This window comes from Pantoea sp. DY-17, from assembly GCF_019795975.1.
Lineage (GTDB): Bacteria > Pseudomonadota > Gammaproteobacteria > Enterobacterales > Enterobacteriaceae > Pantoea > Pantoea leporis.
In genome coordinates, this window is sequence record NZ_JAIMIG010000002.1 from 401,434 (window position 1) to 418,701 (window position 17,268).

A 17,268-nucleotide genomic window follows, 5' to 3' on the forward strand; every position below is an offset into this window, starting at 1 on the left:
GTTGGATGAGCCCTAAACGAGGAATTAGCGCCTGAATCTGATTGTTACATTATAACATACTTTAGGCCCAGCAACGATTGAACTGTTCCCCAAATCCACCCTCTCACTTAAGGTTGTCAATTTTCAGGCAAGTGATTGAGTTGTTTATTATAAGAACGGGGAACACATGTTTATAAAGGGTTGGATTAAACAGTTTTATCTACCGGCGTTTATTTCGCTCTATATCGGCGTACTGCTTAACATTCCGATTTTTATCCGCCGCTATACGCAATTGCAGTTTGATAATACCCTTTCATTAGTGACTGAGGTCATCGCTGCATTTTGTTTGGTGATGCTGTTAACGTTGTTAACCTCATTAACCGGAAAATATCTGTCGCGCGTATTGATGACCATGCTGGTGATTTTCTCCAGCGCGGCCAGTTATTACATGATTTTCTTTAATATTGATATTGGTTATGGAATCATCGCCGCCGTTTTAGCCGCCGATTCACTGGATCTTTCTAAGGAATCCGTTGGCTGGCACTTTGTGCTGTGGATGGTAATTATCAACGTCATTCCGCTATGGCTAATCTGGCGCGGAATGCGCAGTAAACCCGTTTCAAATATCAGCAAAAAGCGTTACTGGTCTTATAAAACCATCGCCATTGTGATTGCCGCATTAGGTTGCTGGTTACCGTTGAATTTAATGGGCAAGGTGCAGGATGAACAGGACAAGAAAAATAACCGCATGATGGCCAGCTACGGCGGCATTGTTGCCGGTACTTATTCACCGTCTAACTGGTTATCAGGCGTTGGCTTGCTGGCATACAGTTCATTCAGTCAGGCTGAAGACAACCGTAATCTATACGATCCCGCTGAACACTTTAAATACGTCCCACCGAAAAATGCGGATAACTTGTATATCGTGTTTGTGATTGGTGAAAGTGCCCGCCGCGATCATATGGGTTTATACGGTTACGATCGCGACAACACGCCTTATCTCGATCACGAAAAAAACCTCGTTCACTTGCAGGGTTATTCCTGTGATACCTCAACCAAGCTCTCGCTGCGCTGTATGTTTGTCAGAGAAGGCGGCGCCTCAGAAGCTCCGCAGCGCACCCTGAAAGAGATGAATGTCTTTACTGTGATGAAGAAGCAAGGTTTCTCGGAAGATCTCTATTCCATGCAGAGCGAAGCCTGGTTCTATAACAAAGTCATGGCCGACAGTTATTCAATGCGCGAATCTATTCAGGCGGAGAAGCGTAATGTCGGTAAGCCGGTGGATGATATGGCGTTAATTAATGAATTGCAGGACTCCATTCAGCGCCATCCGCAGGGTAAACATATTGTAATTCTTCACACCAAAGGTTCACATTATATGTATACCGAACGCTATCCACGCGCGTTTGCGCGTTATAAGCCGGAATGTCAGGGTATTGATGATGCCTGTAGCACGCAGGAGATGATCAACTCCTACGATAATAGTCTTTTGTATACCGATTATTTTCTTAAGCAGACGTTCGATAGCCTGAAAGATAAAAATGCCATCGTGTTTTATGCCTCCGATCACGGAGAATCGATTTCCGACAATCTGCATTTCCACGGCACGCCACGCGATCATGCGCCGATGGCGCAGCGCACGGTGCCAATTATGGTTTGGGCATCCGATAAGTTTTTAAGTGACAGTAATAACAAAGCGTCATTTGCCAAACTGCAGCAATTGCAGAACGACAAAACGCCGGTATTCCATGAGAAGTTATTCGACTCGATATTAGGCTGCGCGGGCTTTACCTCACCAGATGGCGGAATTAATTCAATGCGAAACTGGTGCGATCATTCTACTCTTCAGAAGTAAAGTGACGTTTCTTAGGGAGGAACTATGACGCCAGAAATCAAAACGCAACGATTAATCCTGAAGCCTCTGGAAAGCGGTGATGGGCAGGCGATGCAAATCGCCTTTCCGCGCTGGGAGATAGTGCGTTATCTCAATGCTGCCGTGCCGTGGCCTTATCCTGAAGGTGCCGCACAGAATTACGTTGATAACGTGGTGTTGCCCGCCGTTAAGGAAGGTCGAGGCTGGTGCTGGAGTATCAGACGTCAGGAGAAGCCTGAAGAATTAATCGGTCTGATCGAACTGCGCGATGGAGAAAATGATAACCGCGGATTTTGGCTGGTTCCCGAATGGCAGCAACGTGGCTATATGAGTGAAGCCTGCAACGCCGTGAATGATTTCTGGTTTAAAACCCTTGGCCGTGAAGTATTACGTGTGCCAAAAGCGGCGGTAAATACTGGCTCAGTGAAGATCTCACGTAAATCCGGCATGCGTCTGATAGAAACCGGCAAAAAAGAGTATGTCGCGGGTGTTCTCGATTATGAATTGTGGGAATTAACCCGCGATGAGTGGCTATCACATTAACATCAAGAGGGAACGTGTTCCCTCAATGCCGTCAGTAAGCGGCTGACCAGCGGTTTGGCCTCATTTCTCCGCCATATCGCATAGAGATTCACATACAGCGCCAGCCAGGGTACTTCAACAACAATGACCGACGACGAAGCCAGGCGCGCAAGACTTCGCTGAATAAAGGTAAATCCCAGCCCTGCTTCAACACAGGAGAGCGCCGCCAGTGGTCCGCTAACCTCAAGCCGAATATCAGGCGTAAACCCACTCCCTTCACACACCTCAAGCAAGCGGTTGGACACTGCCGTATTTAGACTTTGCTTATCGGCGATCCAGCGCTTCATGTGTAACTGCTCAGGTTTGGGATCCCTAATTGCCTGTTCTATTGGCATAGCCAGCACCACCGGCTCAACTAACACGCTTTGAAAGGCAAAACAGTCATCCTCTTCCGGCTCGTTATAAACCAGTGCCAGATCCAGCGCATGATTCGCTAGCGCATCGATTTGTGCCTGTGAGCGTAAGGCATGGAGCTGTATATCAACTTTTGACGAGCAATTTAACCGGGCAAGGCTTTCAGGAAGCAGAAGTGAGTGAATGGCCGCTTCGACATAGCCAATATCAAGCCTGCCCGACTGGCCATTCTTCAAACTTTTACCCAGTCCATTCAGACGGTCATGGTGCAAAAGCAATGCCTTCACTTCTGTCAGGAACTGCTTGCCCTCGGCGCTGAGATAGAGGCGTTTCTTTTCCCGATGAAAAAGTGCCACACCTAACTCATCTTCAAGTTGCTGAATTTGGCGGCTCAAGGGGGATGCTGAAATATGCAATTTCTCAGCTGCCTGACCGATGTGCTCGAGTTCGGCGACGAGAGCAAAAGAGCGCAATAACTTAATGTCCATAACTTTTCCGGTCACAACTCAGTCGAGAATGATGATAGCCACACAATAAATATTGCCGCAACATCTTAAGTAATGCGACGTTTAATTAAGCAAACAGAGTCATCTTCTATTTTTATTATCTACATTTGACGAGGTAATTTTGACGAATTTATTCAGCGCAAGGGATATCGGCAATTATAAGGTCACTGCGCTTAGTGATGGTGTGATGAAAGCCAGCCTGAGTCTGTTATCTGGAATAGAACCTGAAGCAGCGGTAAATATACAGCAACACGCCGGAATAAAAGCAGCGGATGATATCCAAATTAATAGCTATCTCATCCGTGGAGCGGGACGAATAATATTGATCGATTCGGGTATGGGAAACCTCAATCATATCGGTGGAGAATTAAGACGAAACCTCCTTTTATCCGGCATCATGCCTGACGAGGTTGATACCGTGTTGTTGACCCACGCACATCCCGATCATATTGGCGGTCTGCTGGATGAGAATGGGCGACCCGCTTACCGAAATGCAGCACTCTACATTAGCAAAGCAGAAGCAAACTTCTGGCTGGATAATGAAAAATTAACTAGCCTGAGTGAACGCGCACTGATGAATGGTTCGCTGTTTCGTCGCACGTTCGAAGCTTATTCAACTGTTCGATTTACGGAAGAAACAGCGATTGCTGAAGATATCACCGCAGTCAGCCTAACGGGACATACGCCTGGTCACAGCGGCTACCTGATAGATTCCCGCGATGAAAAATTACTGATTTGGGGTGATATTACGCATTATCCGCATATTCAAATTGCCCATCCGCAAGTTTCAATCGCCTTTGATTACGATCCTGACCAGGCAGAGCAAACACGAAGAGCAATTCTTGAGCGCGCTTCACGAGAAAACCTATTGATTGCAGGTATGCACTTGGGCGTGTCTGGGTTTGCATATATCCGCTCCCCTTCAGAGGGACATTATTTTCTGGAATATGTCTGAACCGCGAGCCGGTGTCCGCCTTAAACATACCCCATCATCCGCAGCATCGACTGCGCCTGATTCATCGCTTCCGCGCGGTGCGTCACGCCGAGTTTTTGGTACAGATTACGAATATGCGTTTTGATGGTGGTAGCAGCAACATCCAGCTCGCCAGCAATCTGGTCGTTGCTGTATCCCGAATAGATCAGCCCCAAAACCTGCCATTCGCGTTGGGTTAGCGGGCTGGTACGAATCAGTTCCGGCACATCAGGATGATTAATCAGGCGGCTAACGAAGCCTTCGTCAAAATGGGCAAACTTATGGCGATGATATTTATTAATCTCGCTGAGAATGCGTCTGGCGCGATGATTATCGAGTTCATCCAGCGTGTTGAGCTGAATCAGCTGACGCAGCTGCTGCGCCATCGCTTCACCTTCAATCACAAAATGGCTGACGAAACCGGTGCTGCGCGCCAGTTTCAGCGCTTCGGTCAGCGCCTGCTGCGCTTCTGCTTTGCGCTGAGTTTGCCAGTAAATCTGATTTAGCAGCAGCAGATTGCGATTCATATCGCTCATCAGATTCAGCGCGCGCGCATTGTCATTCAGCTCATCGAGCACCACTTCGGCCTGGCTCATATTTCCCAGCAGAATCTGCGCACGCGCGACATTGCGCCACTGCCCTTGCAGGAAGTGATTGTTGGCAAATTCCGGTTTCACCGTCTGGCGCATCCAGCTACTGGCGCTTTGGCTGTCGCCGGTCATCTGCCAAAAAATCACTCTCACCTTATCGGCATTGGCGATCCAGTCGCTGTGCAGCGATCCGTTGTTAAGCAGATTCTCCAGCCGACTCAAGTGGCTGCGCGCATTATCGAGATTGCCGCGCGCCAGCGAACACTGCACCAGCAAACCGAGGCACTGAATCTGCTGCTGCGGCTGATAGCCTTTCAGCACTTTTATCCCTTCGCGCGCCGCCTGTTCTGCTTCGTCGAGTCGGCCCCACGCCCACAACAGTTGCGCGCGAATTCGCAGCAGGAATTCATGCATCGGGAACTGTGTCAGATGCTGCTCTTTCACCAGCACAAATGCCCGCTCCTGTATCTCATATGCGGACTGTAAAAACCCCTGCGCAAAGAGAATCTCACTCTGCTGAATCAGGCTCCACAACGCGTAATTCCACGCTTCCTCGCGGCGCGCCATCTGCTCGGTCTGGCGCATCAACTTCAGCGAACTGCTCAGCTCGCCTTTGCAGTGCATCACTTCGCCCAATACCGACGTCGCCACGATGCAGCTGTATTGACGGCTTTCCGGCAGCGCACCGAGCGCCAGCAACGCCAGCCGCTCGGCTTCTTCGGCGTTACCGTCATTTATCGAAACCTGTGCCAGCAGCGCGTTGAATTCGCCGCGCAGCACATCATCAATCTGTTCGCTGCAGGAGTGCTCAAAACGCGTGAGCAAACTGCTCACCTCGGAAAACCGGTGCTGGCTTTGCATCAGCCACGCCTGTAACAGCACTAACTTTGGATTTTCCAGCAGAATCTCCCATGGCAGTGCCTTGAGAGAATCTTCCAGCAGCGTGAGTTCGCTCTGATTAAACAGCGTCCAGGCGTATTGCAGCAGCACATCGCGCAGCATCAACGCATCACCGGCGGCCAGCGCATGATGGATCGCTTCGCCAGGGAAACCCAGCAGCATCCAGCTTTCAGCCGCCGCGCGATGCAGCGCAGGCAGTTCCGCCGCCAGTTCCCACTGACAGCGCTGACGCAAAAAACTACCAAACAGCGGATGATAGCTAAACCACTCGCCCGAGTTATCCATGCGCTGCAAAAACAGGCCCTGACGTTCAATCTCTTCCAGCCGCATCTGCCCTTGTTCTTCGCCGGTTACGCAGGCGATCAGCGTATCGTTCATCGATCGCAGCAGCGCGCTTTTCAGTAAGAAATGTCGTGTGGCGCTATCCACGTTATTCAGCACCTCCTCAACCAGATAATCCGCCAGATGGCTGGCGTTAATGCCGGAAAGGCGGCGCGCGGAATCCTGAGCGGAGCTCGCGCCCTGACGCGTCGAGAGCGCGATCAGCTGCAGCGCCGTCGCCCAACCCGCCACGTCATCGCACAGACGCCCGCTCTCTTCCGATTCCAGCGGCGTTGTCAGGCGGCAATCAAAAAACTGTTTGGCTTCGTGATGGGTAAACGCCAGCTGCTGGCTACCTAACTCAATCAGCTGTTCGCGCACGCGCAGGTTGGCAATGCCGAGCTGCGGCAGATTACGTGACAGCAAAATCAGCGTCACATTTTCCGGCTGGTTGCGGAGAAAGAATCGCATCGCGTCATGAATCGCGGGATTGGTGATGTGATGGTAATCATCAATGATCAGCCAAATCGGTTGCTGCCACGCCGCCAGCTCACTGAACAGTTGAGCGAACAGCGCATTTAAGTTGATGTACTGCCGTTTCTGCGCCAGCGCTTCGCTGGAGGCGCAGCCGCCCTGCGTTGCCTGCTGCAGAGCCGCGATGAGGTAATCGACGAAGCGTTCTGGCTGATTGTCGCCCTCATCCAGTGAATACCAGCCCAGATTGGCTTTCCCCGCCGCCCATTGTGAGATCAGCGTGGTTTTGCCATATCCCGCCGGACTGGTCACCAACACCAAACGGTAATTGCCCGCCGCGCCGAGTTTTTGCATCAGGCGCTCGCGCGCAACCGTGTTCTCAAGGCGGACCGGTCGGCTAAGTTTGGAGGGTATTAACATCGGTAAACGCTTCTCCCTAAACGTGGCGCATCATTATTTTACGCTTCGTAATTAATAGTCACATACGTTCAGATATTCGTTTACCTAATGCAAGCTAACCCATTAAGCAGTCTTAACAAAAGCGACGGTTATCACATTCCTGTCACACTTTAAGATTTCCCTCAGCCTCTCCTCCCCGCTCATCCTCCCCGCTGAATTTGGTGCAGGAGGAGGAGCGCGTCATGGCTGACGCGCAGAATGGAGCACATTCACCTCCGCCCTGACAGGACTGATTATGAAATTTGATCGCACCCGTTTTAAACACGCGCTAACCCGACAATGGCAACGTTTTGGTCTGCACGATGCGCAAGAGATGACGCCAAACCAATGGTGGCAGGCGCTGAGTGGCGCACTGGCCGACATGCTGGCGGAGATGCCTGCGCCACCAGCGACCACGCCGCAGCGTCACGTTAACTACATCTCGATGGAGTTTTTGATTGGCCGACTGACCGGCAACAATCTGCTCAACCTTGGCTGGTATGACGAGGTGAACGAGGCGCTGGCCGAGTGGAATATCACGCTGAGCGACGTGGAAGCGTGTGAAACCGATCCGGCGCTGGGCAACGGCGGTTTGGGCCGGCTCGCCGCCTGTTTTCTCGATTCGATGGCAACCGTGGGACAACCCGCCACCGGCTACGGACTCAGTTATCAGTACGGTCTGTTCCGCCAGCACTTTGTTGATGGTGCGCAACAGGAGATGCCGGATGACTGGCAGCGCGACAGCTATCCGTGGTTTAACCATAACGCGGCGTTAACTGTGCCGGTGCATCTCGGCGGCAAAGTCATCACGCACAATGGCGTTGCGCGCTGGGAGCCGGCGGTGCAAATTCTCGGCGAAGCCTGGAATCTGCCGGTAGTCGGTTATCAGAATGGCGTCACTCAGCCGCTGCGCTTGTGGCAGGCGAAACATGCGCAGCCGTTTAATTTGCAGCGCTTCAATAACGGGGATTTTCTGCGCGCCGAGCAGCCGGGCATTGAAGCTGAAAAACTCACTAAAGTGCTCTACCCCAACGACAATCACGACAACGGCAAAAAGCTGCGCCTGATGCAGCAATATTTCCAGTGCGCTTGCTCGCTGGCGGATATTCTGCGCCGTCATCAGCGCGCCGGCCGTAGCATTGCCAGCTTGCCGGATCATGAAGTGATTCAGCTCAACGATACCCATCCCACGCTGGCGATCCCCGAGCTGATGCGCCTGCTGTTGGATGAACACGCGCTGAGCTGGGACGAGGCGTGGCATATTACCCAGCGCACCTTTGCCTATACCAATCACACCTTGATGCCTGAAGCGCTGGAGTGCTGGGATGTGCGCATGGTGCGCGCCCTGCTGCCGCGCCATATGCTGATCGTTAACCAACTCAATGCCCAATTGAAAAAGCAGGTTGAAGCGCACTGGCCGGGCGACGAAGCGACCTGGGCGAAACTGGCGCTGGTTCACAATAACCAACTGCGCATGGCCAATCTCTGCGTCACCAGCGGCTTTGCGGTGAACGGTGTGGCGGCGCTGCACTCGCAGTTGGTGGTGAAAGATCTGTTCCCGGAATATCACGCGCTGTGGCCGGAGAAATTCCATAACGTCACCAACGGCATCACGCCGCGCCGCTGGATTAATCAGTGCAATCCAGCGCTGGCGGCGTTGATCAGCCAAACTCTCGATCAGCCGTGGATCACCGATCTCGATCAGCTGAAAGCGTTAGAAACTTACGCCGATCACGCCGCATTCCAGGCGCAGTATCGCGCCATCAAGCAGCAGAACAAGGTTGCGCTGACGCATTGGATTGCAGAACGCACCGGCATCCAGGTGAATCCTGAGGCGATGTTTGATGTGCAGATCAAGCGCCTGCACGAGTACAAGCGTCAGCATCTGGCGTTGCTGCACATTATCGCGCTGTGGCAAACGCTGGTGAGCGATCCGCAGGCCAATCTGACGCCGCGCGTGGTGCTGTTTGGTGCCAAGGCCGCGCCGGGTTACGTGCTGGCCAAAAACATCATCTATGCAATCAACAAAGTGGCGGCCACCATCAACAACGATCCGCGCATTGGCGATCGCCTGAAAGTGGTGTTTGTGCCTGATTACAACGTTACGGTTGCCGAGCGGCTGATCCCGGCGGCGGATCTCTCCGAGCAGATTTCTACCGCTGGCAAAGAGGCATCCGGCACCGGCAACATGAAGCTGGCGCTAAACGGCGCCTTAACCATCGGCACGCTGGATGGCGCCAATGTGGAGATCGCCGAACAGGTTGGGCGCGACAATATCTTTATCTTTGGTCATACCGTTGTTCAGGTCAGCGCGTTGCAAGCAGAAGGTTACTCGCCTGACGCGTGGCGCAAAAAAGATGCGCAGCTGGATCGGGTATTGAAAGCGTTAGAAGACGGCACCTTTAGCGACGGCGACGTCACCGCGTTCGAGCCGCTGCTGCACAGCCTGAGCGCCAAAGGCGGCGATCCTTATCTGGTGCTAGCCGATTTTCGTCACTACCTCAACGCGCAGGCGCAGGCAGAAACCTTGTGGGCCGATCAGCATGGCTGGACGCGCGCCGCGATCCTCAACACCGCGCGCTGCGGCATGTTCAGCGCCGACCGCGCCATCCGCGACTATCAGCAACGCGTCTGGCAGGCCGCGCGATGAACAGCACCATGACGCCAACCGCCGAAATCGCCAGCGAATACATTGACGCGCACGGCCAGCTGCAATCGGTTTCTGCCGTTACCCGCCAGCGTTTGCTGGCGGCGATGCATCCCGCGCAACCGCACGCTTCGCCGCTGCCGCCGGTATTGATCGTGCAGGGAGAACAGGCGGAGATTGTGCTGCCTGCGCCCGGCATGGCAGGCGAATGGCAGCTGATCGCGGAACAGGGCGAACGCTGGCAAGGGCGCGCTATCGCCAACCAGCCGATCGTTTTGCCTGCGCTGCCTTTAGGTTATTACCAGCTCATCTTTAGCGCCCAGAAGCAGGCGTTTCACTGCCGGATTATTGTCGCGCCCGTGCGCTGTTACGAGCCGCCAGCCATCCAGCAAGGGCAATCGCTGTGGGGTGCGTGTATTCAGCTGTATACCTTGCGGTCGGCGTCCAACTGGGGAATCGGCGATTTCAGCGACTTAAAGCAGATGCTGGTTGAGGTCGCGCAGCGCGGCGGGGCCTGTATTGGCTTGAATCCGCTGCATGCACTGTTCCCGGCAACGCCGGAGAGCGCCAGCCCTTACAGCCCTTCGTCGCGGCGCTGGCTCAATATGCTGTATATCGATGTCGCCGCCGTTGAGGATTTTACGCTGAGTGAAGAGGCCCAGCGTTGGTGGCAGGCGACCAGCACGCAGCAGGCGCTACAGGCGGCGCGGGACGCTGAGTGGGTCGATTATTCAGCGGTCACTGCGCTCAAACTGCAGGCGCTGCGTCTCGCCTGGCAGCAGTTCAGGCAGCGCGGTGCGGATGATGGCCTGGTTGTCGCCTTTGAATGTTTTATGCAGCAAGGCGGTGAAAGTCTGCTGCATCAGGGCGTGTTTGATGCGCTGCACGCCGCACAGATCGCCGAAGACCCTCAGCGTTACGACTGGACAACCTGGCCTGCGGCGTTGCAGTCGCCCGAGAGCGCAGCGGTGCGGGCATTCCGCATCGAACACACCTATGACGTGCGCTTTTATCTGTGGCTGCAATGGCTGGCCGCGCGCCAGTTCGCTGATTGCTGGGCGGTGTGCCAGCAGCAGGCGATGCCGATTGGCTTATACCGCGATTTGGCCGTGGGCGTGGCGCAGGGCGGCGCGGAAACCTGGAGCGATCGCGAGCTTTACTGCTTGCAGGCCAGCGTCGGCGCGCCGCCGGATATCCTCGGCCCGCTGGGCCAGAACTGGGGATTGCCGCCGATGGATCCGCAGATTATGCAGGCGCGCGCCTACCAGCCATGGATTGATCTGCTGCGCGCCAACATGCACGACTGCGGCGCGCTGCGCATCGATCACGTGATGGCGCTGCTGCGACTGTGGTGGATCCCGCAGGGCGAAAGCGCGGCTGAAGGCGCGTATGTGCATTATCCCATCGACGATCTGCTGGCGATTCTGGCGCTGGAGAGCCAGCGTCATCACTGCATGGTGATTGGTGAGGATTTGGGTACGGTGCCGGAGAAGATCATCGGCAAGCTTTACCAGGCGGGCGTTTACTCCTACAAAGTGCTCTATTTTGAGCAGACGTCCAAAGTGGCGTTTCGCGCCCCCGCCCGCTGGCCGCGTCAGGCGATGGCGGTCGCCACCACCCACGATATGCCGACCCTGCGCGGCTGGTGGCAAAGCGACGATTTACGGCTGGGCAGCGAACTGGGGCTTTATCCTGATAAGCAAATTCTTACCGGGCTGAATAAGTCACGCTTAGCCGCGCGCCGCGCGCTGTTCAAGAGCCTGCAACGCAGTAATTGCTTGCCCGAACAGGCCGAACCGCAGGTGATGGATCGCGCGTTAAGTGCGGCGATGCAACGTTATCTGGCCGACAGCAATAGCGCGCTGCTGGGCCTGCAACCCGAAGAGTGGCTGGATATGGCTTCCCCGGTGAATATTCCCGGCACCACCCGCCAATATCCCAACTGGCGCCGCAAACTCAGCGCTTCGCTGGAGGCGATGTTTGCTGACCCGCAGATCAATGCGTTGTTGGCGGATATCGATCAACGGAGGCGTAATGTTTAGTCGCTATTGGTTGCCTTGCATGGTTGCAGGCCGGGGTCACTTTCGGTCCGGCAGCCTTCGCGCCGCATGCGCGGTACCTTCACTTCACTCGTCTGCCTGACGGACCGGCGGAGACGGGACTTCCCTGTCCCGGCTCCGCCTTTCGCCCGCGTCCTGCGGGCTCTCCTGGCTTCCTCGCTTCGTTCAGCGCTGCGGATCGCCTGCCCGAAAGTGACCCCGGCCTGCCAATGAGCTCGAGTGCCTGCTGTTAAATGGGCACATTGCTAGCAGCACTGGCGTATCTGCTTCGGCATAAGGGCTATCCGCAGCGCTGAGGCTTTTACGTTGAGCCAGGAGACTCACGCATGGATGCGTGAGGAAGTTCGGGGCCGGCCAGGAAGGCCGATCCCCGAATGGTCCGTCGGCACGACGTGAAAGCTGAAGGCACCGCGCTAGCGGCGCGAGGACGGCCCGTGACGAAGCAGATACGCCAGTGCCCACTCCTGAAAAAAAGGTGCGCCGAAGCGCACCAGATGGGACAAATCAGCACTGCCGGGGCGGATTACCCCTTGCCTTTAACACTGCTGATAAACACCTGTCTGGCCGACGTGGAGCCTAAACGCTCGGCCTCATCCAGCAGCTTCAACGCCTTATCGATATTGCCCTTCTCAACGGCTTCGCGGATGTTCTGATTAAAGTAACCTTCGGTATCCGTCATGATCGGTTTAGGTTTTGCATCCGAAACCGCGGCAGCACGATAAGTCGCCGGCGCAACCGGCTGCGTATTGCCCACCGTTACCGGCGCAGGACTCGATGATCCAAACAGTGGTCCAACCAAAATGGATGAACCTGAACTGGTTTTCACTTTCAGTTTCAGGGTGCCATCGCGGCTGTGCTGCGCAATCGGATCGGGGATATCCGGCACCGCATTGCCGGTACCGCGGGCGTAGGCTTTCGCCGGATCCAATAACGTGGTGGTTTCGGTCAAATCCTTCTCGGTGGTGAATACCAGCAGATAGATCTTTTGTTGACCCAGCGCAGGCGTCAGTTTCATCACGCCTTCCAGCCGATCCGCCGCCATCACGCCCGGCTGCTGGTAGGTGAAAAAGCGCGCCGGGAACCAGGCCGCTGGACGCATATTCTCATCCAGCACCAGCACATTCGGTGCGAACACCTGATTTTGTTTCACTTCACTGCTCAGCGTAATGGTGAGTTCACCGATATTGGCTGGCAAGCTGTAGGCCGCCACCGAACCCGTCACGCCCGCTGCATTCAGATTGCTATGGCTCTCACTCAGCGTAGTGACCTGCGTGCGGGAGGTATCGACCGGCAGCCAGCTCAGCGTTTGCAGGCTGGCGGCGGGGAATGTGGGCGCGGCAGAGAGATCCTGTGGCACCAGATTGACATCCGCGAGCGCCGGTAAACTTTGGCCGGCCAGCAGCGCGGCGCTCAGGCAGAGCGCAAAAACCGTTTTTTTCATTCTCATTGTATAACCTCAAAAACTGTCAGGCGGCGGCGCGAACCAGGCAATGGCGCGCCGCGCCGAAAAGAGATCGTCTCAGTTAAGCCACATGCGGGAGCATTACCACCAAATCTCCATCTGCGCCCCGAATGTCACCTCATCGTCGTTGCCACGGCTGTTGGTCAGAATGCCGTTGCCGCTGCTGTCGTTAGAAGCAAAGGAGGTTAAATCACCTGAGCTGTCTTTGCTGTAACCCCACTTCTCATCCCACTTGGCGTAAGTCGCGAACAGACGCAGTGCCGGACGCGACCAGATGCTGTCGCCCGCCTGCCACTGTTGCGCCAGCGTCACTTTGTACTGGCCGTTGCGCTCGTTCACCTGCTGCGACTTCACGTTGTCGTAGCCCACTTCAAGTAGCGTGCTCATGATTGGCGTCCATTTGTACATGGGGCGCACACCCACGGTGTACCACTCGGTACCACGGTTGTTATCGAGATCGGTGTTCTGGTACATGGCGACGTACATCAGATCCCAGCGTTCGGCGAGGCTAATTGCACCGTGATCGAGTACGCGATACATGCTGCCGCTGTTGTTGATGTTGGTGCCCTGCGGCAGCCCTTTGCCCTGTGAAGTCAACGCATCGGTGGCGTACTGCAGCACGAATTTGTTGTAGCCCTTCAGCATGCTCTGCGTGTGTTCGGCGGTGAACATCCAGCCATCTTTGGAGGCGTTATCTTCCAGGCGATAACCGTCACGCGCGTTGGCGCGGCCATAATCGACGCCCAGCTCCAGCACGCCGTTCGGGTTGGTTTCAAGACCTGCGAGGCGCACATCAAACACGTCGTTGGCGGTGCTGGTGGCGTAATCACGGATCTGATCGCTAGAGAAGGTGTAAGAACCGCCCGCTTCGGAGGAGCGCGTGGCGGCAAAGGAGAGTTTGCCGAAGCCGAGATCGACATCTTCCAGACCGGCACCAGGACCGGAAATATCCCAGTAGTAGAAGTCGATCATATGCACGTCATGACGCTGGTAGAAACGCTTACCGGCCCAGATGGTGGAACCCGGCAGCGCGTCGATCAGGTTTTTGCCCTTGACGTTGGCTTCGCGGAACGCGGGCGAGGTCGCTTCCCAGTCATTCTGCTGAGAAACCGAATAGGCGACGTTGGTATCGAAGTAGAAGCTCTTATCGCCCTCTTTCCACACTTCCTGGCCCAGCTTCAGCTCAGCGTAGGTTTCACATTCGTTGCCCAGACGGTATTTACTTTGAGCGCCGGTGGCCTGAAAACATTGCTGTTCCCCGCCGCTGCCGGTCCAGCCGATGCCGGAACGGGCATAGCCGGTAAAATCGACTGCCATCGACGGGGCAGCGAGCGTGCCTGCCGCGATAGCAACCGCGATAGGGAGTTTGCGCAGAGTTAACATTTTCTATCTCCTGAGGTCATTGCTTTTATTGTTTTGCAGGGCTAAACACCGGGTTCCTGATGGAGCCGGCGACAGGCGCTGCCATCTTCACGGAAAAGATGGCAACGCTCTGGCGGCAGGCCGATGCCCATCAGGGCGCCCTCTTCTACCAGCACGACGTCCTCCTGGCGATAAACCAGGCTTTGACGAATGGCGGGAATCTGGATGTGAATTTGCGTTTCGTGTCCCAGCTGCTCCACCACCGTCACCTCGCCTTCGAGGGTGACGTCAGCGATATCGCTGGAGAGCAGATGTTCGGGACGAATGCCTAACGACATGTTGCTGCCCACCTGCACACCGGCGCTGTCGACCGGCAGCCACACCAGCTGGGTACTTGGCAAACGCACCTGAACCTGATCGATGGCGGTGGCGGTGACTTTCACCGGTAAGAAATTCATGCGCGGTGAGCCGATAAAGCCGGCAACAAAACGATTGGCGGGATAGTGATACAGCTCGAGCGGCTTGCCGACCTGGGCAACGTGGCCGCCATCCAGCACCACGATCTTATCAGCCAGCGTCATCGCTTCGGTCTGATCGTGGGTGACGTAAATCATGGTGCGCTTCAAACGCTTATGCAGGCGTGAGATCTCGATGCGCATCTGCACGCGCAACGCGGCATCGAGGTTGGAGAGCGGCTCATCGAGTAAAAACACCCGCGGTTCCGCCACCAGCGTACGGCCAATCGCTACGCGCTGACGCTGACCACCCGACAACGCTTTCGGACGGCGATCCAGCAGATGCGCCAGCTGCAGCACTTCCGCTACCTGATTGACGCGCTGCTGAATCTCCGCTTTGCGCGTGCCGGCCAACTTCAGGCCGAACGACATGTTCTCAGCCACCGAAAGGTGGGGATACAACGCGTAGGACTGAAACACCATGCCGATGCCGCGCTCGGCGGGCGGCACCTCATTCATGCGTTTGTCGCCAATAAACAGATCGCCGCTGGTGATGGTTTCCAGACCGGCAATCATGCGCAGCAACGTCGATTTGCCGCAGCCTGAAGGTCCGACAAAAACCACGAACTCGCCTTCAGCGATCTCAAGGCTGAGGTTTTTCGACACCTCGGTTTCGCCCCACACCTTGGAGACACTGCGCAACGTAACGCTCGACATGATGCTTTCCTCTCAGCTTGCTATTCCTTGTCCGCAAGTCGGCGGACAGACCCCGGCGACCACTATGGGCAAGGAGATAACCGCCGACATCCTCCACCGCACGGCGTCTGCGTGGGGGAGGAGACGGGAGGAGGAGATCTTGCAAACCTGTCTGATAAAACGCGGCAGGCAACCATTTTTGTGAGCTATGACGCAGAGCAGAGCGACGATTGTGTGCGCCAGCCCGTGATAACCGGGTGGTTTTGCAACGCAGATCACATCAGTTGTCGGGCAGGCGTAGAGCCGGGGAGGATGAGAAGCGGCGGCAGATACTCACAATGTGGCAGGTAAAACGATTTCCGTTTCCGCTAACAGGATGGAGTTATGACAATGAAAACCGGTGCACGCATTCTTGCCCTTTCCGCCCTGACGGCCGTGCTGTTTTCAGCTTCTGCCGTTGCAAAGATTGAAGAGGGAAAGCTGGTCATCTGGATCAACGGCGACAAGGGCTACAACGGCCTGGCTGAAGTGGGTAAAAAGTTTGAGCAGGAGACCGGCATTAAAGTGACGGTTGAGCATCCGGACAAAATGGAAGAGAAGTATCCGCAGGTGGCCGCCACCGGCGACGGCCCGGACATCATCTTCTGGGCGCACGATCGCTTTGGCGGCTATGCGCAGTCAGGCTTGTTAGCGGAGATTTCACCGGACGCGCGCTTCCAGGAGAAAATCTTCCCCTTCACCTGGGACGCGGTGCGCTTCAACGGCAAGCTGATCGGTTATCCGATTTCGGTTGAGTCGTTATCCCTGATCTACAACAAAGATCTGCTGCCTGAGCCGCCAAAAAGCTGGGAAGAGATCGCCGCCATCGATAAGAAAATGCGCGCGCAGGGCAAGAGCGCCATGATGTTTAATCTGCAGGAGCCGTATTTCACCTGGCCGCTGCTGGCGGCGGGCGGCGCTTATGCCTTTAAGCTCAACGATGGCCGCTACGATGTGAAAGATACCGGCGTGGATAACGCGGGGGCCAAAGCCGGCATGAGCTTCCTGGTCGATCAGGTGAAGGCAAAAACGCTGAATGCCGATACCGATTACTCCATCGCCGAAGCCGCCTTTAACAAGGGGCAAACCGCCATGACCATTAACGGGCCGTGGGCGTGGAGCAACATCGATAAGAGCAAAATCAACTACGGCGTCACGCTGTTGCCCACGCTGCATGGCAAAAACTCCAAAACCTTCGTCGGCGTGCTGAGTGCCGGCATCAATGCCGCCAGCCCGAATAAAGAGCTGGCCAAAGAGTTCCTGGAAAATTACCTGCTGACCGACGCCGGTCTTGATGCGGTCAACAAAGACAAACCGCTCGGCGCGGTGGCGCTGAAATCGTTCCAGCAGACGCTGGAAAAAGATGAGCGTATTGCCGCCACCATGACCAACGCGCGCAACGGCGACATCATGCCGAACATTCCGCAAATGGCTGCCTTCTGGTACGCGATGCGCACCGCCACGCTGAATGCGCTGAGCGGACGTCAAAGCGTCGATGCGGCGCTGAAAGATGCGCAGGCACGACTCAACAAGTAATCCTCTCTACCAGAGCCGGCG

Annotated in this window: 11 protein-coding genes; 6 read left to right on the top strand and 5 right to left on the bottom strand. The window is 55.4% G+C overall.

Annotated elements, in window-relative coordinates; all coding sequences use genetic code 11:
• The first annotated feature begins 166 nt into the window (after positions 1-166).
• Both eptB and K5Y33_RS12260 read left to right on the top strand, forming a co-directional pair.
• Positions 167-1,834, top strand: coding sequence for a kdo(2)-lipid A phosphoethanolamine 7''-transferase (gene eptB, locus K5Y33_RS12255; RefSeq protein WP_222234088.1), 1,668 nt, complete (start codon positions 167-169; stop codon positions 1,832-1,834).
• 24 nt (positions 1,835-1,858) lie between these two features.
• Positions 1,859-2,395 carry a GNAT family N-acetyltransferase gene (locus tag K5Y33_RS12260; protein ID WP_222234089.1) on the top strand — a complete coding sequence of 179 codons (537 nt, stop codon included), beginning with the start codon at positions 1,859-1,861 and terminating at the stop codon, positions 2,393-2,395.
• Between the two features lie 2 nt (positions 2,396-2,397).
• Here K5Y33_RS12260 and K5Y33_RS12265 read toward each other — a convergent pair whose 3' ends face one another.
• Complete coding sequence (locus K5Y33_RS12265; RefSeq protein ID WP_222234090.1) at positions 2,398-3,276, bottom strand: LysR family transcriptional regulator; 879 nt, start codon at positions 3,274-3,276, stop codon at positions 2,398-2,400.
• Positions 3,277-3,415: 139 nt separating this feature from the next.
• Here K5Y33_RS12265 and K5Y33_RS12270 point away from each other — a divergent pair, with 139 nt between their 5' ends.
• Positions 3,416-4,249, top strand: a complete 834-nt coding sequence (locus K5Y33_RS12270) for an MBL fold metallo-hydrolase (RefSeq protein WP_255610305.1) — start codon at positions 3,416-3,418, stop codon at positions 4,247-4,249.
• Between the two features lie 20 nt (positions 4,250-4,269).
• On the opposite strand, the gene malT is transcribed toward K5Y33_RS12270, so the two are convergent.
• On the bottom strand, positions 4,270-6,972 hold the full coding sequence (malT, locus tag K5Y33_RS12275) for an HTH-type transcriptional regulator MalT (RefSeq protein WP_222234091.1): 2,703 nt from the start codon (positions 6,970-6,972) through the stop codon (positions 4,270-4,272).
• A gap of 274 nt (positions 6,973-7,246) precedes the next feature.
• On the opposite strand from malT, the gene malP reads away from it, so the two are divergent.
• Together malP and malQ are read left to right on the top strand one after the other, a co-directional pair.
• A complete protein-coding gene (malP, locus tag K5Y33_RS12280; RefSeq protein ID WP_222234092.1) occupies positions 7,247-9,640 on the top strand; it encodes a maltodextrin phosphorylase in 2,394 nt (797 codons plus the stop codon).
• On the top strand, positions 9,637-11,679 hold the full coding sequence (gene malQ / locus K5Y33_RS12285; RefSeq protein ID WP_222234093.1) for a 4-alpha-glucanotransferase: 2,043 nt from the start codon (positions 9,637-9,639) through the stop codon (positions 11,677-11,679). The genes malP and malQ overlap by 4 nt, the downstream gene beginning before the upstream one ends.
• Positions 11,680-12,220: 541 nt before the next feature.
• Here the strand turns inward: malQ and malM are convergent.
• From malM to malK, 3 genes are all read right to left on the bottom strand, one after another.
• Complete coding sequence (malM, locus tag K5Y33_RS12290; RefSeq protein ID WP_222234094.1) at positions 12,221-13,144, bottom strand: maltose operon protein MalM; 924 nt, start codon at positions 13,142-13,144, stop codon at positions 12,221-12,223.
• 96 nt (positions 13,145-13,240) lie between these two features.
• Positions 13,241-14,542, bottom strand: a complete 1,302-nt coding sequence (locus K5Y33_RS12295) for a maltoporin (protein WP_222234095.1) — start codon at positions 14,540-14,542, stop codon at positions 13,241-13,243.
• Between the two features lie 41 nt (positions 14,543-14,583).
• The gene (gene malK / locus K5Y33_RS12300) at positions 14,584-15,693 is read right to left on the bottom strand and encodes a maltose/maltodextrin ABC transporter ATP-binding protein MalK (protein WP_222234096.1); all 1,110 of its coding nucleotides are present in this window, start codon (positions 15,691-15,693) and stop codon (positions 14,584-14,586) included.
• A 363-nt stretch (positions 15,694-16,056) separates the two neighbouring features.
• Between malK and malE the strand changes: the two genes are divergently transcribed.
• The gene (gene malE, locus K5Y33_RS12305; protein WP_192235192.1) at positions 16,057-17,247 is read left to right on the top strand and encodes a maltose/maltodextrin ABC transporter substrate-binding protein MalE; all 1,191 of its coding nucleotides are present in this window, start codon (positions 16,057-16,059) and stop codon (positions 17,245-17,247) included.
• Positions 17,248-17,268: the final 21 nt, after the last annotated feature.

Bases quoted from the DNA above. Each gene is read 5' to 3' on its own strand.
- malM (WP_222234094.1), bottom strand. From the start codon at position 13,144: ATGAGAATGAAAAAAACGGTTTTTGCGCTCTGCCTGAGCGCCGCGCTG.
- malK (WP_222234096.1), bottom strand. From the start codon at position 15,693: ATGTCGAGCGTTACGTTGCGCAGTGTCTCCAAGGTGTGGGGCGAAACC.
- eptB (WP_222234088.1), top strand. From the start codon at position 167: ATGTTTATAAAGGGTTGGATTAAACAGTTTTATCTACCGGCGTTTATT.
- malP (WP_222234092.1), top strand. From the start codon at position 7,247: ATGAAATTTGATCGCACCCGTTTTAAACACGCGCTAACCCGACAATGG.
- K5Y33_RS12295 (WP_222234095.1), bottom strand. From the start codon at position 14,542: ATGTTAACTCTGCGCAAACTCCCTATCGCGGTTGCTATCGCGGCAGGC.
- malT (WP_222234091.1), bottom strand. From the start codon at position 6,972: ATGTTAATACCCTCCAAACTTAGCCGACCGGTCCGCCTTGAGAACACG.
- malQ (WP_222234093.1), top strand. From the start codon at position 9,637: ATGAACAGCACCATGACGCCAACCGCCGAAATCGCCAGCGAATACATT.
- malE (WP_192235192.1), top strand. From the start codon at position 16,057: ATGACAATGAAAACCGGTGCACGCATTCTTGCCCTTTCCGCCCTGACG.
- K5Y33_RS12260 (WP_222234089.1), top strand. From the start codon at position 1,859: ATGACGCCAGAAATCAAAACGCAACGATTAATCCTGAAGCCTCTGGAA.
- K5Y33_RS12265 (WP_222234090.1), bottom strand. From the start codon at position 3,276: ATGGACATTAAGTTATTGCGCTCTTTTGCTCTCGTCGCCGAACTCGAG.